This is a genomic window from Variovorax atrisoli 110B (assembly GCF_000382045.1).
Lineage (GTDB): Bacteria > Pseudomonadota > Gammaproteobacteria > Burkholderiales > Burkholderiaceae_C > Variovorax > Variovorax atrisoli.
The window spans coordinates 450,030-471,081 of record NZ_KB907453.1 but is presented as its reverse complement, the minus strand read 5'-3'; the positions used below and the strand labels follow the sequence as shown (position 1 = coordinate 471,081).

The window sequence follows — 21,052 nt, the reverse complement described above, 5'->3', positions numbered from 1 at the left end:
TTGACACGGGGCTAGGTGGCACTGCACGACCTCTCGAAGGCCTCGCGTGTTTGAACCATATAAACAGCGGGACCGTCAGGCGTGGTGACTACCTTTTGCTGAACAAACCCCGCCTTCTCGTAGCAACGGATGGCCCTGTGGTTGTGGGGCGCGGGGTCGGTTTGAATCTTTGTCACTGTCGGGTCCGAGAAGAGCATGCTCGTAAGGGCACGGACGAGCATTGTTCCCAGCCCCTTGTTCAATTGCGCCGGGTCAGCCAGAGACTGATCAATCCCGCGAACTCCAGGATCAGTTTCGTCGGCCCACCATCCATCACCACTTCGAAGGGCGACATACGACTGGGCGTAGCCAATGGGTTCGTCTCCCAGCATCGCGATGTAGGCAGTGACGGACGCTTCAGATAAAACTCTTGGCATGTAGTGCCGAAGTACCTCGTCGAGAGTCGGGCGTTCGTCCTCTCCACCCCACCACTCGACAATATGAGGCCGATTCAGCCATTCGTGCAGCATCGGCAGGTCACGCTCGGTCATCAAGCGCAGAGTGACTTTGGAGTCGCTGGCGTGCATGGAATCCTGGTTCGTCAGTTGAAGGCTCCGTTAGGAAGGTGAGGCCTAGTCCGAATCCTGGGCTGCACTGCGCCAGGGCGCGAAGAATGCCGCGCGGTCCTGGCACGATCATGCGCGCAACCCCACTGCTCGCACAGCGCGCATCGACGGGCTTCCCTATCGGAAATTTGCACAACGGAATGCGAATCCCGAGCAGGGCCGATGACCGCGGGTACGTGAGTAGCGCGACGCATTGCCGCGCACCGTTGAATCAGGAAGGATCGAACCCCGGCGCCGACGTGATCTCGGTCGGCTTGTAGATCTTGTGCTGCGCCACCCCGCTGCCCGCATCGGTCACCACCAGCAGGCGCCACAGCGGCTCGCGCTTGGAGCAGTCGCTTTCTTCCTTGCTGAGCTTGAAGCTGGGCACGCCGGGCGCTGTGCCCTTGACGGTCACGCGCAGCAGGGTCTGGCCCTTGGCGTTCGACACCTCGAGGTCGAAGCCCTTGCCGGTCATGTTCTCGGCCTTGTAGCCGTAGCCGGTGAAGTGCTTCACCACGTATTCGAGGGCGGCGGCCTGCACGGCCTGGGGCGTGGCCTTTTCGTCGTCGGCGGCCTTGGCGGCGGCGGAGAGTTTCTGCGGCACGTTGCCGCGTTCGCGGGCGGTCTGCACTTCGGCTTCGCTGGGCGACCAGCCGCGCGGGCCTCGCACGAGCACGGCCAACTTGTGGTCGGGCTCCCAGCTGGCGACGTGCCATTCGTCGTCGTCGCGCACGCGGGTGGACACCTTGGCGTCCTTGTTGCTCTCGACTTCGAGGATCGCGATGCGGTTGGTCTGCAGCAAGGCGCGGAAGCCGTTGCCGGCGTCGTGGCTGCGCTTGAGCAGCGCGAGCCTGTCCTTGGCGCGCTGAACCTGCTGGGCGTTGCGCTCGCCGCCGCCGGCGCGGTGGTGGACGTCGAGCGATTCGAGGTAGAACCAGCGGCCGTTGGCGGCCACGTTGACCCATTCGGCCCAGATGGTGGCGATGACGTTGTCGCCGGTGGCGAGCCATGCGTGCTCGAATGGCTTGTCGCGCGCGTCGAACACACCCATCTTGGCGACGATCTCGACCGGCGTGAGCCGCGGTCCCGAGAGCCGCATCTCGTCGATCACAGTGAGTACGCGGGGGTCGACTTCCTTGTCCATTCAGTGGAATTCTGCTGAGTTTGAGGGGGTGGGGAGTATGCCGCATCGCCCGGCGCAGACGCCCGGGCTCGGGCAATCGTATGGCACGATCGAAGGATGAACGAGCCCTCCCGCCGCATACCGTATCGCACCTGGCCGGGGGCGCTGGCGGTGCTGCTCGCGATTGCCGCCTACGTGGGCGGCCTCACCCTCTGGGACCGCCACACCCCGGGCAACCGGCCGCTGCCGCCGGGCGAGACGGTGGAGGCGGGCCAGGCCCGGTTCGTGCCGGCCGAGGGATGGGAGATGGACGTCTCTCGCTCCAGGGCGGGCCAGTCGCTGATGCTCTTCAAGGGCGGCCACAAGTTCCTGGTGAGCACCTTCCCCTGGGCGGGCGGCCCCGACGGCCCGCTGGTGCGCCAGCAGCGGCTGATGGAGCGCGGCCAGCGCCTGCAGGTCGACGGCGACGTGTCGGACTTCATCACCTCCTGGGGCCTGCAGGGCAAGACCTTCGCCTACTACGGCTCGAAGCTGGCGGGCCGCTTCTGGCAGGTGGTGGACGTGCGGCGCAAGTCGCTGGTGCAGATCGACTTCTGGGGCTCCGACGACGGCATGGACGAGGCGCTGCAGGAGGCGCGCTCGATGCTCGACTCGATGGACCTGGAGGCGCCGCAATGAACATGCCGGTGTTCGACCAGGGTGGCCAGGAGGCCCCGAGCGGGCAGCAGGTGACCGAAGTGGCCGGCTGGCCCGTGGGCACCGATTCCTTCTTCCAGCCGCGGCGCGCAGCCTTCTGGGTGCTGGCAGCGCTGATATTGAACGGGCTGTTCTACACGGGCTACATGTTCTGGCTGGGCGTGCGGGTGGTGCCCGTCACGGCCTTCCTGGGGCTGACGGTGTGGGGCATCTACACGATGCTTTTCGTGCAGGCCTTCCGCACGCTCGACCTGCTGGAGCAGCACCCGACGGAGGCCTACGTGCTGGCCTTCGCGTGGGGCGGCATGGGCGCGGTGTACTTCGCGGCGCCGGCCAACGTGGCCATCCAGAGCCTGTGCGCCAAGCTGGTGTCGCCGGAGTTCGTCGCGACCTGGGGGGCGGCGGTGGCGGGGCCGGTGACGGAAGAGTTCCTGAAGCTCGCGGGCGTGATCCTGATGGTGCTGGTGGCGCGCAACCAGTTCCAGACGTACCTGTCGGTGCTGATCGTCGGCGCGATGGTGGGGCTGGGCTTCCAGGTGGTCGAGAACCTGAGCTACACGGTGAAGTCGGCGGTGCACTTTCCGCTGGAGAACCAGGTCTACCCGGTGCTGCTGAACCTGTTCACGCGCGGGCTGCTCGCCGGGCTGTGGAGCCATGCGGCGTACACGACGATCGCGTCTTTCGGCATCGCCTGGTTCCTGCTGCAACCGCGGCGGCCGATGGCGGCGCGCATCGCGGTGGCGGTGCTGTGCTTCCTGCTCGCGTGGGGCATGCACTTCATCTGGAACTCGCCCTTGCTCGAAGACCTGTTCGACGGCGGCTACGCGGAGATGGCGGTGATGCTCGTCATCAAGGGCCTGCCCGCGGTCATCGTGGCCGCCCTCTTCTGGCACGTGGCGGCGCGCGAGAACGGCACCTACCTGCATGCGCTGGCAGCGTGGTTCGTACCCGAGCGCGACCTGATCCAGGACGACGAATGGGTGCGGCTGGGCGCGCCGATGCAGCGCTACAAGGTGCGCCGCGAAATGGGCTGGACCTACGGCTGGCGCGCGAGGCGCCTGAAGACGCATCTGCAGCGCGAGCAGCTGCGGCTGATCCGCAAGGCCGCCACCTACGGGCGAGGGCCGCAGACGCTGAAGCACGAAACGGCCGTGAGGCGCCTGCGCGCCAAGCTCGACCCGATCATCGCGGCCCGAACGGCGGCAGGCACCACGGCGGGAACCTGAGGCGTTGGTTTCTCGCGATGCCGGGGCAACCCTGCTCCGAATTGTGAAAAAAGATTGCTAAAGTCGTACGCGTCATGCGACGACAACAACAAGAAATGCTTGGACTGCGCCTGCTGGCGCTGCTGGTGCTCGTGTTGCTGGGCACCGGCTGGAGCTTCCGCGCACAGGCCGTCACGCTCGTCGAACAGGCGCAGCTCACGCTGACCCTGCATGGCCCTCATTCCCCCGCCCAGCCGCCGGAGCCGCACGCGGTGCAGCTGCCCTACAACTGGGACCAGCGGCAAGGCGCGGTCGACGGCGAGGCGGCGTTCTCGTTCGATGTTCCCGTCGCCGACACGAACGTGCCGCAGGCGCTCTTCGTGCCGCGCATCGGCAACAGCTTCAGGGTGCTGGTCGACGGCCACGAGCTGGCCCGCTTCGGCACCTTTCCGCCGGGGCCTTACGACGATGCCTCCTTCACGCCGCAGTACTTCGCGCTGCCGGCCTCCTCGGCTGCGGTGCGGCGCGTGGAGATCGTCGTCGCCGCGCAGGCCGCACGCCAGGGCGGGCTCTCGCCGGTGGTGGCGGGCACGGAGGCCGAGCTCCAGCCGATGTATGAGAACGCGCTGTTCTGGCAGATCAGCGGCGGGCGCTTCATCGCCATCGTGAGCGGCGTGCTCGGGGCGCTGTCGCTGCTGGTGTGGCTGCGGCAGCGCGAATCGCTGTACCTCTACTACGGGATGGGCGAGCTCTTCTGGTCGGTGCAGACGGCGCGGGTGCTCTTCACGCATGCGCCGCTGCCCTGGCCGTGGTGGGGCGTGGTACCGCTGGCGGCGTTCCAGGCGGCAGTGCCGCTGCTTTGCCGCTTCGCGCTGTCGGTGGTGGGCAAGGGTGACACGCGGCTCGCGCGCTTCCTGGGCCTGCTGGCGCTCTTCGCGCCGGTGACGGCCACGTTGGGCATCACGGTGCCGCTGCTGTGGCTGATGCCGGCGTGGAACCTGCTGTGCTTCACGGCGGGCCTGGGCATGGTGGTGATGGTCGTGCGCGTGGCGGTGCGCAGCTCGGTGCTGGAGCACCGCGTGCTGGGCGTTGCGGTGGTGCTGGTGGTGCTCAGCGCCGCGCGCGACAACTGGGTGATGCGCACATCGCCCGACGCCTACGCGGTGGTGCCGTGGATCCGCTTCGCATGGGTGGGCTTCGCGATCTCGCTGGCCTGGGTGATCGCCGAGCGCATGCGCAAGGACGTGCGCGCCGTGGCGCAGATGAACGCATCGCTCGAAGCCGAACTGGCCGAGCGCAACGCGGCACTCGAGGCCGTCTTCGCCCGCGAACGCGAAGGCGAAAAGGCGCGCGGCGCGCTCGAGGAGCGCCAGCGCCTCACGCAGGACCTGCACGACGGCCTCGGCGGCCAGCTCGTCGGCCTGCTGCAGATGGCGCAGCAGCCCGGCACCGCCATGAACGACGTGGCGCTGCACCTGCGCGACGCTGTCGACCAGCTCAAGCTCACGGTGGACGCCATGCACGGCTGCGAAGGCGACGTGGCCTCCGCACTCGGCAGCGTGCGCTACCGCCTCGGCCCCCGCCTGCAGGCCGCCGGCATCGACCTGCGCTGGGACGTGGGCTCCCTGCCCACCATGACGAGCTGGACCGCGCGCGAATCGCACCAGCTGCAAATGCTGCTGTTCGAGGCCTTCGGCAACCTGGTGGCCCATGCGCACGCGACGCAGGCCAGCCTGAGCGCGCGGCTGGTGGAAGGCGCTGCCGAAGAACGCGCCATCGACATCGAGCTGAGCGACAACGGGCGGGGCTTCGATGCCCAGGCCGCGTTCGCAGGCAAGGGCCTTGCGAACATGCGTACCCGGGCCGTGGCGCTGGGAGGAACGTTCACCGTGCGCTCGCAGCCGGGCGAAACCAGCCTGCTGCTGCACCTGCCCGTGCCGGCGGCACCGACGGTACGCAACGAGCCAGCCGCCCCCGAACTGGGTCGGCCCGCGAACGCCACGCTGCGATAGGGGCTGCGGGCGTCGCTCAGCAGCAGGCGGTTGGTGCGCAGCAGGTTCTCTTCGCGCGCGTCCGAGTACTTCCAGATCAATCCGCCCGCGATGTACGCCGCACTCACCTGCGACCAGTTGCCGTACGCCTCGCGCACCTGCCTGGCAAGGCCGCCGGCAAAGCCCGCGAACTCCGCGCGCTCGATGTAGCCGAGCTGCACCGCCCAGCGCGAGAGGCTCGCCAGGCGCACGGCGTCCCAGGCCACAAGGCTGGGCACCTCGGCCTGCGAGACATGGAAGTGCTTGCGCAGTGCCTCGACCCAGCTCGGGCTGCCCGTCATCAGCGCGGCCAGTTCCTGCGTCGACTTGCCGCTGCGCTGGCCCAGCTCGCGGTAGTCCAGGCTCTTGCGCGCCTTGATCTGGAAGAACGCGGGGAAGAAGGCGTCCATGACCATGCGCAGCAGCATCGGCGTCTCTTGCGTGGCCTTGTCGATCGCGCCGACAGCCTCCCACAGCGGCGCGTACGTCGAGCGCTGCCCTTCATCGACCAGCCAGCGCGCGGTCTGCTCGAAGCTCGCCCGGTCGTGCACGCTCCAGACATCGGCGATGCCCTCGCGCAGCACGTCGTCGTCCTTGCCGGTGAGCACCGCATCCACATAGTCGCCGTTGAAGGCCGACAGCGGCGCACTGAGCGTGACCAGCCACCGCTCTTCACTGGTGAGCCCTTCGGCACCTGCAGCGTTGGCGGTGCCGAAGTGAAGCTCCTGGTTGTCCATCAGCGCATGGCCGAGCGCATCCATCATCCCCATTGGAATCCCTCCTGATTGAAGCGGGCGCGCATCTTGACGCCGGGTCGGCGCGAGTCGCACTCCGCAGCCCAAAAAGGGGCGATGCTACACAGAACGACCGCCAGGAACTCTGACGAATTCTTCACTCGCGGCCGCGTGAAGATGCCCGGGTTCGAAGCGCGAGAACTTTCGCATTCGCAACCGGCAGATGCATTTCGAGCGTTCGACATGCAGGAAAGTCAGGCCTCGGTCAGGCGTGCCAGCGGGTTTTTTCGCCTGTTTTTCCACTCTCGTCTTCGAGCCGCGTTCAACCCACTTCTCCTAATTCGCCACTAAGTCTTTTGCCTTTTGACTGACACAGGGCAAACCTAGATTCACCCGCGATACGCAGTGGCGAGGGAGACGAACGGCATCGGCCGTGGAGTCGCCTCATCCAGCTGCTGTGCAAGTGTTCCCCTCCACGCTCGAAAGCAGAAATTGAAAGCCACTCCAAAAATCAGATCCGGCTTGCTCTACCCCACCCTCACTGCACTCGCCGCCTCGCTGCTGGCCGCGTGCGGTGGTGGCGGCGGTGGCTCGGGCCCTGTCGCCTTCCTGCCGCCGCCCACCACGAGCCAGCCGCCCGCGAGCTCCGGCAACACCACGTTCAGCGGCGTGCTCACGGCCACGGCCTTCAAGGCGGGCAGCAGCACCGACCCCGTGATCGCCGCCGGCTACTACGCGGGCGCCACGGTCTGCGTCGACAGCAACGGCAACGGCCGCTGCGACAGCGGCGAGCCTGCCGCAGTGACCGACGCCAGCGGCAAGTTCAGCCTGTCGCTGAGCGGCCCCTCGGCGCTCATCGCCGACATCGGCACCAGCGCAAAGAACACCGCCACCGGCGCCAGCGTGCCCACGCGCGAAGTGCTGCGCGTGACGCTCGACCAGGTGAAGGAACAAGGCACCGCGGTGGTGGTCAGCCCGCTGTCGTCCGAAGTGGCGCGCCTGATCGAGGCCAACGGCACGAGCTATGCGGTCGAGAAGCAGAATCTGGCAGCTCGCCTGGGCGTGTCGGCCGATGCCGTGCTGGGTGACGTCAACGCCGCGGCGGGCAGCACGCAGACGGCGATGCTGGCCGAGTCGAACGCGCTGAACAACCGCTTCGCCTACGCCACCACCAAGCTCGACCGCGGCGACATGTACCCCGACGCCCTCGCCAACCCCGGTGGCGATCCGCGCCTGAGCAGCCTGGTCGGCGTGACAGCCGCCACCGCCGGCGCCGTGGACACCCGCAAGAAGATCACCTTCCTGCAGTCGCAGCAGGCCGCCTTCAACCTGGAAGGCATTCCGCGCTACGACAACATCTTCATCGTGATGCTGGAGAACAAGGCCACGTCGTCGATCCTGAACTCGGCCTACGCGCCCAAGATCAACGGCTACCTGAAGGCCGGCAACCAGCTCGTGAGCTACTACGCCACCGGCAACCCCAGCGAGCCGAACTACACGGCACTGGGCGGCGCCGACGACTGGGGCATCACCGACGACAGCCAGTGGAACTGCGACGCCACCGGCGCCAACGCAGTGCAGGACCTGCCCGTGCCGGACAACACACAGCCGGGCCTCGCCAAGTCGCCGTTCGCGGCCACCTGCACGCAGAAGGGGACCAACCACAACATCGTGGGCAAGCCGAACCTCTTCAATGCCATGACCAGCGCCGGCCTGACATGGCGCACCTACAGCGAGTCGATGAACCCGGGACAGGACTTCCGCACCGACAGCGTGGCCGACACCGCCGTCACCGCCAAGGACAACGTGTACGCCCCGGGCACGCTCGGCGGCAACGCCGCGGCCATCGGCGACCCCAACCTCGTGCTGCCGCTGCCGGGTGGCCTGTACAAGACCAAGCACCACCCGGGGATGGCCTACCAGAACGTGCGCAGCGCGCCGGAGTGGAAATACAGCAACCGCACCATGGGCGGCGGCCAGTGGGACGCGGCGCTGAAGAACAGCAGCGACTACGCCATTCCCGCGAACTACGACTACGACCAGCTCGGCACCGACCTGGCCAGCGGCAACGTGGGCAACCTGAACTTCCTGGTGCCCGACCAGTGCGACGACATGCACGGCATCAGCGTGAAGGGCACGAGCGGCGGCACTGCCGGCACCGCCAGCGATTGCAGCAGCGTGGCGAACAACGTGTCGAACACGGCCGTCTCGCCGATCATCACGCGCGGCGACAACTACGTGGACTACACGGTCAAGCGCATCCAGGCATCGCCGCTGTGGAAGAACACGCAGAAGCGCGTGGCCATCGTGCTGATGTTCGACGAGGGCAATGCGACCAGCGGCTTCAACTCCTGCTGCGGCTGGAACGTGGCGAACAGCACCGTGGCCAACCCGATCCGGCAGAACGCCGACGGCACGTGGTCCGTCGATGCGACGATCACCCACTACACCAACGGCAACCGCGGCCACGGCGAGAGCATCTTCGGCATCCTCACCAACCAGCCCAATGCACCCAAGGGCGTATCCGACAGCGATGCCTACAGCCACTTCTCGTTCGTGCGCACGCTGCAGGACATGTTCCAGCTGGCGGACCCGGGCAACGACGCTTCGTACATGAACCGTTCGAAGTACACCGAGGCCTTCATCGCCCAGAACATCGTGAACCTGCCGGAGTACGCCGGCAGCGCCGACACCCACTTCGACAGCGTGCGCCCGATCAATCACGCCTTCGTGATCCCGGCCGGCTACACGCAGAAGCAGTCGGCTGACGTGGCGACCACGGCGCAGGTCGGACCCGATGCGAACCAGTTGAACGTCTGGTCTCTGAAGCAATGAGCGAGGAACGCCGTTTCGGCCCGAAAGGGCCGGCGGTGAGGCGCACCGGACAGCTCGCGCTGGCGGCGCTGGCCGTGGCCGGCCTGGCCGGTGCGGTGCTCGTCGCCTGCGGCGGCGGAAGCGGAGGCGGCGGCTCGGCCGTCGCGCTGCCTCCGGCATCCGCTCCGGCCCCGGCGGCGAGCTCACCCGCTGCCGTTGCTGCGTCCATTCCCGCCAGCACGCTGAGTCTCGCGGCGCAGGTGGGCCAGAAGATGTTCTTCGACAAGAACCTCTCCGGCTCGGGCGCGATGTCGTGTGCGAGCTGCCACGACCCCGCCCACGCCTACGCGCCGGCCAACGACCTGTCGGTGCAACTCGGCGGCGTGCACATGGACAAGGCCGGCCTGCGCGCGGTGCCCTCGCTGCGCTACAAGGACATCACCCCGGCCTATGCCGATCTGCTGGACAACCCCGACGGCATCAGCGTGCCGGGCCCCGGCGGCGGCTTCGCATGGGACGGCCGAGCCGACACGCTGGCCGCGCAGGCGCGCATTCCGCTGCTCGATCCGCTGGAGATGGCCAACGCCAGCAGCGCCGACGTGGTGAAGAAACTCCAGGCCGCCGACTACGCCCCGCTCATCGCCAAGGCCTTCGGCGAGAAAGTGTTCGACGACAGCGACGCCGCCTTCGCGAAGGCGCTGCAGGCCTTGCAGGCCTATCAGCTGGAAGACAGGAGCTTCCACCCGTACAGCAGCAAGTTCGACCTCTATGCGGCCAACAAGATCGGCGGCAACCTCACGCCCGCCGAAACGCGCGGGCTCAAGGTGTTCACCAATCCGGCGACGGGCAACTGCGCCTCGTGTCACTACCAGGGCGCGGGACTGAACGGCAGCTCGGCGCTTTTCACGGACTTCTCGTACGAAGCCATCGGCGTGCCGCGCAACGCGAACATTCCGGCCAACAACGACCTGAAGTATTTCGACATGGGTGTGTGCGGCCCTCTGCGTACAGACCACGCACCCGCGGCACCCAACGCGGCGAACAGCTTCTGCGGCATGTTCAAGGCGCCGACCATGCGCAACGTGGCGACGCGGCAGGCCTTCTTCCACAACGGCGTGATGCATTCGCTGGAGCAGGTCATCCGCTTCTACAACACGCGCGACACGCGGCCCGAGCTCTGGTATCCCACCGTCGGCGGAACGCCCAAGGAGAAGAACGACGCGGACTTTCCGGCCTACGGCCTCATCACCACGCAGTACACGGGCGGCAAGGTGAAGAAGTTCGACGACCTGCCGCCAGCCTACGTGCCGAACATCGACACGCAGCTGCCGATGGACGGCCGCGCCGCCGGCTCGGCGCCACCCATGTCCGAGCAGGACATCGCGGACCTCATCTGCTTCCTGAACACCCTCAGCGACGCCGACACCAAGCCGGCCACGCCCGTCAAGCCGGGAGCCTGCGTCAATTGATTGCGACATCCATGAACAAGAAGACTCTTCCTGCGGCACTGGGTGCCGCGCTCCTCGCCGCCCTCGCCGGCTGCGGACCGAAACCGCCCGAGGCCGATCTGCAGAACCTCACGGCGGCCATGAACGCCTACCTCGCAAAGAAGGGCGACCTGTGCCTGGGCAAGACACGCTGGCCCATCGACGTACCGCAGCGCGAGGCCGGCACGCGCGCCCGCAACGCGCTGCAGATGCCGGTGCTGGAGCGGCTGGGGCTGGTGAGCGCCTCGAAGGCGACGGTCAAGGACGACAAGGAACAGGAAGCCGGCGAGATCGAGGTCACGCGCTACGCGCTGACCGAGGAAGGCAGGAAGTACTTCATCGATCGCGAGCCGCAGGGCGACTTCTGCGCGGCCCACCTGACGCTGGACAAGGTCGTCGGCTGGGAAGCGCCCAAGGATGCGAAGGAGCCCTCGGAGGTGGTGGTGACCTACACCTACAGGATCGATGCCGCGCCCTGGATCGGCGACGCCGAAGTGCAGCGGGTGTTCCCGATGGTCGACCGTGTGGTGCGCGGCGCCGGCACGATGCAGCTCAAGCAGAGCTTCAGGCGCACCGACACCGGCTGGGTGCCGGCGCAGATCTGAGCGCACCGTGACCACGGACACCGTGCTGCGCTTCCAGCCTGCGCTGGCCGACTGGGTGGTGCACAACCTGCGCCAGGGTTGCACGGCCGCCGACGTGGTCGATGCGATGCGCGAGCAGGCCATGCCGCCCGAAGCGGCAAGGGCCATCGTCGACGCATTCGTCTTCGCGCTGCGCACCGGGAGCCCTCTGCCCACCGACTCGGTGACGGTGCAGGCGCCCTACAGCTACGAGCCGTCGAGGTTGCCACCGGGCACCTCGATCCGCACCGCCGACAGGCTCGTGCGGGTGGCGGCTCGCGCGGCGCAACCGGCGCTGGCCGTGCTGAACGACGTATTCAGCGCGCAGGAGTGCGAGGAGCTCATCGCGCTCGCAAGGCCGCGGCTCGCGCCGTCGACCACCGTCGACCCGCTGACGGGGCGCGACCTTGCAGGCAGCCAGCGCAGCAGCCTGGGCATGTTTTTTCGGCTGCGCGAGAACGCCTTCATCGCACGGCTCGACCAGCGGGTGTCGGAACTCATGAACATGCCGGTGGAGAACGGCGAAGGTCTGCAGGTGCTGCACTACCCCGCGGGCGCCCGGAGCATGCCGCACTTCGACTTCCTGGTGCCCTCGAACGAGGCCAATCGGGCCTCGCTCGCGCGCAGTGGCCAGCGCGTGAGCACGCTGGTGACCTATCTCAATGAAGTGGAGGAAGGCGGCGAGACGGTATTTCCCGAAAGCGGCTGGTCGGTGTCGCCGCAACCCGGAAGCGCCGTGTACTTCGAGTACTGCAACAGCCGTGGCCAGGTGGACCATGCCTCGCTGCACGCGGGCGCGCCTGTATTGCGCGGCGAGAAATGGGTGGCGACCAAGTGGATGCGGCAGCGGCGCTTCGTGGCTGCAGGAGAGGTTTCGCCGGGCTGAATCTCTATGGCGGGGTGCTCCCGGTGGGTATCGGTTTGACATTATTTTAGATATATCTAAAATAATTCAGACATACCTCAAGAAGGACACCCACCATGAGACATTTCCACTCCGACCATCACCACTGCCGCATGGCCCGCGGCGAGCATGAAGACGGTCTTTCCGGCGGACGCGGACATCGCGGCGCGCGCGGCGGAGTCGGCGGACGCGTGTTCGGCCATGGCGGCCTGCGCTTCGTGCTGCTGCGGCTCATCGCCGACAAGCCCTCGCACGGCTATGAGCTCATCAAGGCGATCGAGGACCGCCTGGGGGGCAGCTATGCGCCGAGCCCCGGCGTGGTCTATCCCACGCTCACGCTGCTGGAGGAGATGGGCTATCTCAGCGTCGAGACCGCCGACGGCAGCGGGCGCAAGAGCTACAGCATCACCGACAGCGGCCGCGAGTTCCTCGAAGCCAACCGCGAGATGGCCGACGCCATGATGGCCCGCATGGGCGGCGGCGTCGATGGCGCCGGTCCGCGCGGCGGCAGGCCGCCGCAGGTCACCCGCGCGATCGAGAACCTCAAGATGGCGATGCGCATGCGCCTCACGGGCGCCCCACTCACCGAGCAGCAGGCGCACGAGTTCGCCGCGGTGCTCGACGCCGCGGCCCAGCAGATCGAGAAGATCTGAGGAGCCGCCGACGCAACACGAATTCCAACCAACCCTGTCTCGCAACAGGATCTACGCAATGACTGACTTCAGTACATCACCAGCGTCCACGGCACCCGACCGCACGCCCCGCCGGGTGCGCCACGAACTGCGCTTCCGCAAGCTCTCGGTGAAGACGGTGCAGCGCGTGACGCCGCACCTGATCCGCGTCACGCTCACGGGCGACGACCTCGCGGGCTTCCAGAGCCCCGGCTTCGACGACCACGTGAAGCTGTTCTTTCCCGACCCCGCCACCGGCAAGCTGAGCCTGCCCACCATGGGCCCCGAAGGCCCGGTCTGGCCCGAAGGCCGACCCACCATGCGCGACTACACGCCGCGCCGCCACGACGCGAAGGCCGGCACGCTCGAGATCGACTTCGCGCTGCACGAGGCCGGCCCGGCCACGCAGTGGGCCGAGCAGGCCAAGGCCGGCGACATCCTCGGCGTGGGCGGCCCGCGCGGCTCGTTCATCGTGCCGACGGAGTTCGACTGGCACCTGCTGATCGGCGACGACACCGCACTGCCCGCCATCTCGCGGCGCCTGGCCGAGCTGCCGGCCGGCGCGCGCGCGGTGGTGCTGGCGGAGATCGACAGCGAAGCCGACGAGATCGCGTTCGACACGCAGGCCGAACTCACCCTGAAGTGGGCGCACCGCCGCGGCACCGAGCCGGGCCTGAGCCACGTGCTGCTCGATGCGCTGAAGGCGATCGAACTGCCGGCCGGCGACTTCCACGCATGGGTGGGCTGCGAATCGGCCACCGCCAAGGCGCTGCGTGCGCACCTGGTGGGCGAGCGCGGAGCGAATCCGAAGTGGACGCGGGCCTCGGGCTACTGGCGCCGCGGTGCGGTGGCCACGCACGATTCGCACGACGAGTGAGCGGTTTTTGCTCCTTCCCCCGCTGGGGGAAGGTTGGGATGGGGGCCAGCGGCGCCTGAAAAGCCGCTGCAGTTGCATAGGCCGCCTGCCCCCACCCCTGCCCTCCCTCAGCGGAGGAGGGAGAAACTCAATGCGGCACTTCGGCAGGCCCTGAAGCCGCCCCGCTTCGCTTGGGGCTTCGGATCAGCAACAGCAGCGGAATCGCCAGCACCGTGATGATCATCATGATGGCGAAGTCGTCCAGGTAGCCGATCAGCGCGCCCTGCCGCGTGACCTCTGCGTTCAGCAGTGCGAGCCCCGTGGCGGTGTCGGGCGACATCATCTGCGGCAGGGTCGCGAGCGCCGCGTTGCCCGGCGCCACGGTAGACGCGATCTGCGCGTGCGCCTTGCTCGAGCCTTCGGTAAGCAGCGCCTGCACGATCGAGATGCCCACGCTGCTGCCGATGTTGCGCAGCAGGCTGAAGATGGGCGTGCCCTGGTTGCGCAGCCTCGGCGCCAGCGTGGCGAAGGTGGCGGTGGACAGCGGCACGAAGGTGAAGCCGATGCCCAGCCCCTGGATGAAGCCCGAGACCACGATGAGCGTGCTGTCCATCTGCAGCGTGAGCCGGGTCATCTGGTAGAGCGAGAAGGCGGTGAGGCCGAAGCCCAGCGCCATGATCGCGCGCACATCGACGCGCTGCACCAGACGCCCGACGATGATCATCGCGATCATCGTTCCCACGCCGCGCGGCGCCGTCACCTCGCCGGTGTAGACCACCGGGTAGCCCATCAGCCCCTGCAGGAAGTTGGGCAACAGCGCCATGGTCGCGAACAGGATCATGCCGACGATGAACGCGAACAGCAGGCCGGTGACGAAGTTGCGGTCCTTCAGCAGGTCGCGGTCGAAGAAGGAGACGCCCTGCACCGTCCACGTGTGGACCACGAAGAAGCAGAACGCCACCAGCGCGGCCGCGGCCTCGAGCTTGATCTCCCACGACTCGAACCAGTCGAGCTGCTCGCCGCGGTCGAGGAAGAGCTGCAGCATGCCGATGGCGATGCTCAGCGTGACGAAGCCGAAGATGTCGAGCCGCTCGCCCTGCGGCCGGCTTTCGGGCAGGTAGCGCGCAATGCCCCAGAAGGCGAAGATTCCCACCGGCAGGTTGATGAAGAACACCCAGCGCCAGTCGAAGTTCTCGGTGAGCCAGCCGCCCAGCAGCGGCCCGAGGATGGGCCCGACCATGATGCCGGCGCCCCAGATGGCCATCGCCTGGCCGACCTTCTCGCGAGGGTTGATGTCCAGCAGCACCGCCTGCGACAGCGGCACCAGCGCCGCGCCGAAGACGCCCTGCAGCAGCCGCGCCGCCACGATGCCCACCAGCGAGGTCGCCAGCCCGCACAGCGCCGAGGCCACGGTGAAGCCGATCACCGAGATGATGAACACGCGCCGGCGCCCCCAGTGGCCGCACAGCCAGCCGGTGAGCGGCAGCGCGATGGCCGAGGCCACGATGTACGAGGTGAGCACCCAGGTGATCTGGTCCTGCGAGGCCTGCAGGCTGCCCTGCATGTGCGGCAGCGCCACGTTGGCGATGGTCGTGTCCAGCGCCTGCATGATGGTGGCCAGCATGATCGAGATGGTGATCATGCCGCGGTGCGGCACGGTGGTTCCGGGCGCGGCGCTCATGATGGCTTGCGGCCGCCCGGCGAGGTGATCTCCACGAGGCTCGCCTGCACCCTGGAGAGCAGGCCCAGCAGCTGGGCGCGCTCGGCCTGAGAGAGCACCGACATCACGCGGGCGTTGAGCCCGTCGCTGATGCTCAGGGCGCTGTCGAGCGCCTTCTCGGCGCTGGGTTCCAGGTGGATCCGGTTGACGCGGCGGTCGGTGGGGCTGGGCTCGCGGCGTATCCAGCCGGCGGCGGCCATGCGGTCGCACAGGCCGGCGACGGCCATGGGAGTGAGGTCGAGCCGCTGCGCGAGTTCGGCCTGCGAGAGCGGCTCTTCCTCGTCGCCGTGCATCGCCAGCGCGCCCAGCAGGCGGCACTGCGCGCTGGTGAGTCCGATGCGCTCGCGCGCGAGGCGGTCGAACTCCTCGCTGTAGAGCTTGCCCACGCTCTTGACGAGAAAGCCGAAGCGCTGGGTGAAGTCCCTTTTCATAAGGGACTTGATTGTCTACATGTTTATTAGTTGGGCATTAGCAATGCCGGCCGGCCGGGCTTGTCGAATCGCTCAGAGCCACCCTGCCCGCCTGAACCGGTAGTAGAGATAGCCGCAGGTGCTCACGATCAGCCCGAGCGCGACGCCGTAGCCGTAGCGGAATTTCAGCTCCGGCATGTTCTCGAAGTTCATGCCCCAGATGCCGGCGAAGGCGGTGCACACCGCGAAGATGCTGGCCCAGGCCGCGAGGCGCTTGGTGACTTCGCTTTCCTCGATGGTGACCATCGACAGGTTCACCTGTATGGCCGTGGCGATGGTCTCGCGCATCGCGTCGATCGATGCGTTGATGCGCGCCAGGTGGTCGCCGACGTCGCGGAAGTATTCCTGCGAGCTGATGCAGATCTGCGGCACGCGCCCGCCGTGCATCTTGCCGGCCGCCTCCACCAGCGGCGCCACCGCACGCTTGAGCACCATGCTGCGCCGCTTCAGGTCGTAGAGCTGCTTGATCTTGTCGCGCGCCGCGCCGCCCTGGCCGAAGATCTGCTGCTCGATGGATTCCAGCTCCACCTCCAGCGCGTCGATCACCGGGAAGTAGCGGTCGACCACCGCGTCCATCAGCGCATACAGCACGAAGCCCGCGCCGTTGCGCAGCAGCTCGGGCTCGCGCTCGCAGCGCTCGCGCACGCCCAGGAAGCCCTGCTTGCTGCGGTTGCGCACCGACAGCACGTAGTTGGCGCCGACGAAGACGTCGACCTCGCCCACGTTCATGCGGTGCTCGCCATCTTCCGAGGGCTCCACCAGGTGCATGACGACGAAGAGCGAGTTGCCGTATTCCTCCATCTTCGGGCGCTGGTGGCCGTGGTGGGCGTCTTCCACCGCCAGCGGATGCAGGCCGAACTCCTTCTGCATCTCGCTGAGCTCCTCGTCGGAGGCGTCGCTGAGCGCCACCCAGACGAAGCAGCCGGGCCGGCCGATGTAGTCGCTGATGTCCTCGACCGATATGTCGGCGAGCTTGGAGCCGTTTTCGTAGGCGACGCAGTTGATCAGCATCGATGCCCCCCGGGAAGTTCACACGCGTGGAAACCATCGATGGTGCCACGAGACTTCCGCAGCGCCTGCCGCCAACATTTCAGGCAGGTCGTATAGAGTTCGCAGTGGCCTGGCCTACACGAGGACCGGCCGACGGCACAGCGGCGCAAAAACAGACGCCGCAACGCAGAAGATGAAAAAGGGGGAAAGGGATGGAAACCGGCTCGTTCGAGGAGCTGCTCAAGTGAAGCGGGACGTTCGCCTTGCGAAGGCGCTGCTCGCGGCCGTCATGGTCTCGGTATCGGCGGCCACCGGCTGGCAGCTCTGGGTATCGCGCGAACAGACGCTGGCCGCGGCAGACACCAACAACCTCAACCTTGCCAAGGCGCTGAACATCTACGCCGAAGGCATCTTCACCCAGAGCGACATGCTGCTGCAGGGCGTGGCCGAGACGCTGAAGGCCGAAGGCAATGCGCGCGAGCACATGCAGCGCGTGCAGTCGCTGGTCGAACGGCAGAAACGCCTGCTCGATCCTCTCGACGGCGTCGCGGTCCTCGATGCCCGGGGCAACTGGCTCATTTACTCCAAGGGCGAGGTCCCGCGGGGCACCAACAGCGCCAAGCGGCCCTACTTCATCCGCCACCGCGACACGCGCTCGAACGATGTCCACATCAGCCCGCCGGTTCGCAACCCTTTCTCCGGCGAATGGGGGATCACGGTCAGCCGCCGCCTCGAGGACGAGAAGAGCGAGTTCGCAGGTGTCGTCGTCATCGGCCTGGGCCTGCAGAACTTCCTGCGCGCATTCGGCACCATCGCACTCCCCGACACCGGCACCATCGGCCTGAGCACCAATACGGGGCAGATGCTGGTGCTCTATCCCTACAGCGAGAAGAACATCGGCCTCGACTTCTCGAAGTCGGCCAATTTCCAGCGGCACTTCTCGGGCACCTCGGGCACCGCGTCGTTCCGCTCCAGCGTGGACGGAATGAAGCGGCTCTATGCCTTCAGAAAGAGCGACCGCTACCCGGTGCTGACCTCGGTAGCGGTAGGCCGCGAACAGGCGCTGCAGGCCTGGAGGCGCCAGGCGCTGCTGACGATCGCCGTCGTCGGCGCCCTGCTGGCCGCCATGGCCGCGGTGGGCTGGAGGCTGATCATCAACATCGGCCGGCGGATCAGGGCGGAGGCTTCGCTGATGGCCGCCCGCGAAGACCTGCTGCAGGCCAACCGCCGCCTGGAGATCCTGGCGACGCAGGACCAGTTGACCGGGCTGGCCAACCGCCGCAGCTTCGACGAAGTGCTGGCGCAGGAATCGCGCCGCGCAGCAAGGGAAAACACGGCCCTCTCCCTGCTGCTGCTGGACCTGGACTACTTCAAGGGCTTCAACGATGCCTACGGCCACGTCGCCGGCGACCAGTGCCTGAGGGCCGTCGCCATGGCGCTCAGGCGCAGCATCAGGCGCCCGGGTGACCTCGTGGCGCGCTACGGCGGAGAAGAGCTGGCGATCATCCTGCCCAGCACCGGCCTTCAGGGCGCCTGCAAGGTCGCGGAACTCATGCTCGAACAGGTGCGCTCGCTCGGCATCACGCACAGCGAGAGTCCCCATGGGCAGGTCACCGTCAGCATCGGCGTGGCGACCTTTCGGGGGTCGCAGTCGCATGCGCCGGAGCTGCAGCTCGTCGAGGCGGCGGATGCCGCGCTCTACAGGGCCAAGGAGAACGGACGCAACTGCTGGGTCAGCCAGGAGGAATGGGTGGCCGGCTGAGCCTCGCGCCGCTCGAAAGCCCAAGGACTCTGCAAGACCGGCAGAGTCAGCGCGCCACGCGGCGGGTCGCGCGCTGCCCCAGCCAGCGCGCCAGCTCCACCAGCAGCGGCGTCATCACGGCCCAACCGGCGCCCAGCACCAGCATCGCCCGCGTGGGGTCGGGGAACTGTCCAGCCCCCATCCGCACCGCGGCCGCATAGGACAAGGCACCGCCCACGCCGCCGATCGCGGCCGACAGCAGCCAGCGCCCGTGCAGCCAGCGCAGCGGTCCGCGCAACGTCGTCGAGAACAGGGCCCACAGCCCCAGGATCCACACCGGCGCCAGGCCGGGCCAGGGTCCGGGCGAGGCATAGACGAGCACGCCGCCGCGCGCCATGCCGGTGTCCCACGCCAGTCCGAGAAGCACTGCGCACAGCGCCAGCAGCAGTTCGTCCCGGCGCGCATCGCTGAACCACAGGTTCAGCAGCACGGCGCCCATGCAGGCCGCCACGCCCCAGCCGGGCGCGCCGCGTGCGGCGCCCAGCACGCAGGCGAACCAGGCCGCCTGGAAGACCACGAGGTTGAGAACGGTCGGGCCGTACTGGCGCAGCAGGGTCTTCATGCGGATCGGCCCTGTCCGACGAAGGCGGCGGCAGTGATCCGGGCGCGGCCCGGCGGCGTACGGAAGTGGCGGGGTCGGCGGTGTGCAGTCCGGATCGCCGCGCTTCCGGGAACAACCATGCCAGCTTCGATCACGCCCCGTGCGTCTCGTGTGCCTCGTGCCAGAGTTATGGCGCGGGCGAGCCGTTCATGACGCCGCCGATCCGCCAGCTGGTGCTGGTGCTGGGCGACCAGCTGGACGGCCGGGCCTCGGCCTTCGACGGCTTCGATCCCGCACAGGACGCCATCTGGATGGCCGAGGTGCGCGAGGAGTCCACGCACGTCGCCTCCAGCCGCATCCGCACCGCTCTCTTCCTGTCGGCCATGCGCCACCACGCGCAGCTGCTGCGCGAGCGAGGCTGGCCCCTGCACTACGTGCGCCTCGACGATCCCGCGAACTCTGGCAGCCTGGCCGGCGAACTGGCGCGCGCGATCCGGCTGCTGCGGCCCGAGCGGCTGGTGATGACCGCGCCGGGCGACTGGCGCGTGCTGCGCGCGCTGCGTCGCGCCGCCGCCGAGGCCGGGCTCGCGCTGGAACTGCGCGACGACCGCCACTTCTTCTGCACCGTGCGCGAGTTCGCCGACCATGCCCGCGGCCATCGCACCCTGCGCATGGAAAACTTCTACCGGCAGATGCGCCGCCAGCACCGCGTGCTGATGGAAGGCGAGGAAGGAACGCAAGGCTACGGGCCCGCTGGAGGGCGCTGGAATTTCGATGCCGACAACCGCCAGTCCTTCGGCGCCGACGGGCCGGGCATCGTGCCCGAGCCTGCCCGCTTCGAGCCCGATGCGATCACGCAGGAGGTGCTCGCCCTGGTGGCCCGGGAGTTCGCGCGCCATCCGGGCGACCTCGACGGCTTCGCCTGGCCGGTGACGCGCGAGCAGGCGCTGCTGGCGCTGGAGCGCTTCATCGACGAGCGGCTGCCCAGCTTCGGCCCCTGGCAGGACGCGATCTGGCCCGGCCAGCCCTGGCTCTGGCACGCCCATCTCTCGGCGGCGATGAACCTCAAGCTGATCGAGCCGCGCGAAGTGGTCGCCCGGGCGGAACGCGCCTGGCGGGAGGGCCGCGTTCCGCTGGCGAGCGCCGAAGGGTTCATCCGCCAGGTGCTGGGCTGGCGCGAATATGTCCGCGGCGTCTACTGGACTTCCATGCCGGGTCTCGCGGAGTCGAACGCGCTGGATGCGCAGGCGCCGCTGCCGGCCTTCTACTGGACCGGCGAGACGCCCATGGCCTGCCTGTCGGATGCGATCCGGCAGACGCTGCGCCTGGGCTACGCCCACCACATCCAGCGGTTGATGGTCACGGGCCTGTTCGCGCTGCTGCTCGGTGTGCGGCCCCGCGAGGTCCACGAGTGGTACCTCGCCATCTACGTCGACGCGGTGGAATGGGTGGAGCTGCCCAACACCGCGGGCATGAGCCAGTACGCGGACGGCGGCGTGATGACGAGCAAGCCCTACGTCGCCAGCGGCAAGTACATCGAGCGCATGAGCGGCGGACAGTATTGCGCCCGGTGCCGCTACCGGCCCGGCCTCGGCCAGGGGCCCGAGGCCTGCCCCTTCACGACGCTGTACTGGGACTTCCTGCTCAGGCACCGCGAGCGCTTCGCGAACCACCAGCGCATCGGCGCGCAGGTCCGAAACCTGTCGCGGCTGTCCGAGCAGCAGGCCGAGGCGATCAGGACGCAGGCGGCTGCGATCAGGGCCGAGCTCGAACAGGCGGGCGGCTACACGCCCTGAGGCG

17 protein-coding genes and 1 pseudogene are annotated in these 21,052 nt (G+C 68.0%); 11 read left to right on the top strand and 7 right to left on the bottom strand.

Annotated features, from left to right (window positions below):
• Positions 1-11: 11 nt before the first annotated feature.
• Positions 12-566: an aminoglycoside 6'-N-acetyltransferase gene (locus G369_RS0116150; RefSeq protein WP_019655053.1), complete on the bottom strand. Its 555-nt coding sequence runs from the start codon at positions 564-566 to the stop codon at positions 12-14.
• A 250-nt stretch (positions 567-816) separates the two neighbouring features.
• Complete coding sequence (locus tag G369_RS0116145; RefSeq protein ID WP_019655052.1) at positions 817-1,731, bottom strand: protein NO VEIN domain-containing protein; 915 nt, start codon at positions 1,729-1,731, stop codon at positions 817-819.
• 96 nt (positions 1,732-1,827) lie between these two features.
• Between G369_RS0116145 and G369_RS0116140 the strand changes: the two genes are divergently transcribed.
• The 3 genes from G369_RS0116140 to G369_RS39445 all read left to right on the top strand — a co-directional run bounded on the left by G369_RS0116140 (position 1,828) and on the right by G369_RS39445 (position 5,623).
• The gene (locus G369_RS0116140; protein WP_019655051.1) at positions 1,828-2,388 is read left to right on the top strand and encodes a hypothetical protein; all 561 of its coding nucleotides are present in this window, start codon (positions 1,828-1,830) and stop codon (positions 2,386-2,388) included.
• Complete coding sequence (locus G369_RS0116135; protein ID WP_019655050.1) at positions 2,385-3,632, top strand: PrsW family intramembrane metalloprotease; 1,248 nt, start codon at positions 2,385-2,387, stop codon at positions 3,630-3,632. Before G369_RS0116140 ends, G369_RS0116135 begins: the two co-directional genes overlap by 4 nt.
• Before the next feature lie 95 nt (positions 3,633-3,727).
• On the top strand, positions 3,728-5,623 hold the full coding sequence (locus G369_RS39445) for a sensor histidine kinase (protein ID WP_019655049.1): 1,896 nt from the start codon (positions 3,728-3,730) through the stop codon (positions 5,621-5,623).
• 41 nt (positions 5,624-5,664) lie between these two features.
• Here G369_RS39445 and G369_RS39830 read toward each other — a convergent pair.
• A pseudogene (locus G369_RS39830) lies at positions 5,665-6,378 on the bottom strand (DUF1266 domain-containing protein); the annotation flags it as partial.
• 519 nt (positions 6,379-6,897) lie between these two features.
• Between G369_RS39830 and G369_RS0116115 the strand changes: the two are divergent.
• From G369_RS0116115 to G369_RS0116090, 6 genes are all read left to right on the top strand, one after another.
• On the top strand, positions 6,898-9,210 hold the full coding sequence (locus G369_RS0116115) for a hypothetical protein (RefSeq protein ID WP_019655046.1): 2,313 nt from the start codon (positions 6,898-6,900) through the stop codon (positions 9,208-9,210).
• The gene (locus G369_RS0116110) at positions 9,207-10,658 is read left to right on the top strand and encodes a cytochrome-c peroxidase (RefSeq protein WP_019655045.1); all 1,452 of its coding nucleotides are present in this window, start codon (positions 9,207-9,209) and stop codon (positions 10,656-10,658) included. The genes G369_RS0116115 and G369_RS0116110 overlap by 4 nt, the downstream gene beginning before the upstream one ends.
• A gap of 11 nt (positions 10,659-10,669) precedes the next feature.
• Entirely contained in the window at positions 10,670-11,281 is a 612-nt protein-coding gene (locus tag G369_RS0116105) for an SEN1982 family lipoprotein (RefSeq protein WP_019655044.1), read from the top strand.
• 7 nt (positions 11,282-11,288) lie between these two features.
• Positions 11,289-12,185: a 2OG-Fe(II) oxygenase gene (locus G369_RS0116100; protein WP_019655043.1), complete on the top strand. Its 897-nt coding sequence runs from the start codon at positions 11,289-11,291 to the stop codon at positions 12,183-12,185.
• Positions 12,186-12,280: 95 nt separating this feature from the next.
• Positions 12,281-12,856 (top strand): PadR family transcriptional regulator, encoded by a 576-nt coding sequence (locus G369_RS0116095; protein ID WP_026346414.1) that lies wholly within the window; start codon positions 12,281-12,283, stop codon positions 12,854-12,856.
• A gap of 58 nt (positions 12,857-12,914) precedes the next feature.
• Complete coding sequence (locus G369_RS0116090) at positions 12,915-13,751, top strand: siderophore-interacting protein (RefSeq protein ID WP_019655041.1); 837 nt, start codon at positions 12,915-12,917, stop codon at positions 13,749-13,751.
• Positions 13,752-13,878: 127 nt separating this feature from the next.
• Here the strand turns inward: G369_RS0116090 and G369_RS0116085 are convergent, their stop codons facing one another.
• From G369_RS0116085 to G369_RS0116075, 3 genes are all read right to left on the bottom strand, one after another.
• Entirely contained in the window at positions 13,879-15,411 is a 1,533-nt protein-coding gene (locus tag G369_RS0116085; protein WP_019655040.1) for a DHA2 family efflux MFS transporter permease subunit, read from the bottom strand.
• A complete protein-coding gene (locus G369_RS35850) occupies positions 15,408-15,881 on the bottom strand; it encodes a MarR family winged helix-turn-helix transcriptional regulator (protein WP_019655039.1) in 474 nt (157 codons plus the stop codon). Before G369_RS35850 ends, G369_RS0116085 begins: the two co-directional genes overlap by 4 nt.
• 72 nt (positions 15,882-15,953) lie before the next feature.
• A complete protein-coding gene (locus tag G369_RS0116075; protein WP_019655038.1) occupies positions 15,954-16,931 on the bottom strand; it encodes a magnesium and cobalt transport protein CorA in 978 nt (325 codons plus the stop codon).
• 223 nt (positions 16,932-17,154) lie between these two features.
• On the opposite strand from G369_RS0116075, the gene G369_RS0116070 reads away from it, so the two are divergent.
• Positions 17,155-18,672, top strand: coding sequence for a sensor domain-containing diguanylate cyclase (locus G369_RS0116070; protein WP_019655037.1), 1,518 nt, complete (start codon positions 17,155-17,157; stop codon positions 18,670-18,672).
• Between the two features lie 46 nt (positions 18,673-18,718).
• Here G369_RS0116070 and G369_RS35845 read toward each other — a convergent pair whose 3' ends face one another.
• Complete coding sequence (locus G369_RS35845; protein WP_019655036.1) at positions 18,719-19,273, bottom strand: DUF2878 domain-containing protein; 555 nt, start codon at positions 19,271-19,273, stop codon at positions 18,719-18,721.
• Between the two features lie 188 nt (positions 19,274-19,461).
• On the opposite strand from G369_RS35845, the gene G369_RS0116060 reads away from it, so the two are divergent.
• Positions 19,462-21,048, top strand: coding sequence for a cryptochrome/photolyase family protein (locus G369_RS0116060; RefSeq protein ID WP_019655035.1), 1,587 nt, complete (start codon positions 19,462-19,464; stop codon positions 21,046-21,048).
• Positions 21,049-21,052 lie beyond the last annotated feature (4 nt).

Coding starts and splice junctions, on each gene's coding strand:
- G369_RS0116150 (WP_019655053.1), bottom strand. CDS start 566: ATGCACGCCAGCGACTCCAAAGTCACTCTGCGCTTGATGACCGAGCGT.
- G369_RS0116145 (WP_019655052.1), bottom strand. CDS start 1,731: ATGGACAAGGAAGTCGACCCCCGCGTACTCACTGTGATCGACGAGATG.
- G369_RS0116140 (WP_019655051.1), top strand. CDS start 1,828: ATGAACGAGCCCTCCCGCCGCATACCGTATCGCACCTGGCCGGGGGCG.
- G369_RS0116135 (WP_019655050.1), top strand. CDS start 2,385: ATGAACATGCCGGTGTTCGACCAGGGTGGCCAGGAGGCCCCGAGCGGG.
- G369_RS39445 (WP_019655049.1), top strand. CDS start 3,728: ATGCTTGGACTGCGCCTGCTGGCGCTGCTGGTGCTCGTGTTGCTGGGC.
- G369_RS0116110 (WP_019655045.1), top strand. CDS start 9,207: ATGAGCGAGGAACGCCGTTTCGGCCCGAAAGGGCCGGCGGTGAGGCGC.
- G369_RS0116105 (WP_019655044.1), top strand. CDS start 10,670: ATGAACAAGAAGACTCTTCCTGCGGCACTGGGTGCCGCGCTCCTCGCC.
- G369_RS0116095 (WP_026346414.1), top strand. CDS start 12,281: ATGAGACATTTCCACTCCGACCATCACCACTGCCGCATGGCCCGCGGC.
- G369_RS0116090 (WP_019655041.1), top strand. CDS start 12,915: ATGACTGACTTCAGTACATCACCAGCGTCCACGGCACCCGACCGCACG.
- G369_RS0116085 (WP_019655040.1), bottom strand. CDS start 15,411: ATGAGCGCCGCGCCCGGAACCACCGTGCCGCACCGCGGCATGATCACC.
- G369_RS35850 (WP_019655039.1), bottom strand. CDS start 15,881: ATGAAAAGGGACTTCACCCAGCGCTTCGGCTTTCTCGTCAAGAGCGTG.
- G369_RS0116075 (WP_019655038.1), bottom strand. CDS start 16,931: ATGCTGATCAACTGCGTCGCCTACGAAAACGGCTCCAAGCTCGCCGAC.
- G369_RS35845 (WP_019655036.1), bottom strand. CDS start 19,273: ATGAAGACCCTGCTGCGCCAGTACGGCCCGACCGTTCTCAACCTCGTG.
- G369_RS0116060 (WP_019655035.1), top strand. CDS start 19,462: ATGACGCCGCCGATCCGCCAGCTGGTGCTGGTGCTGGGCGACCAGCTG.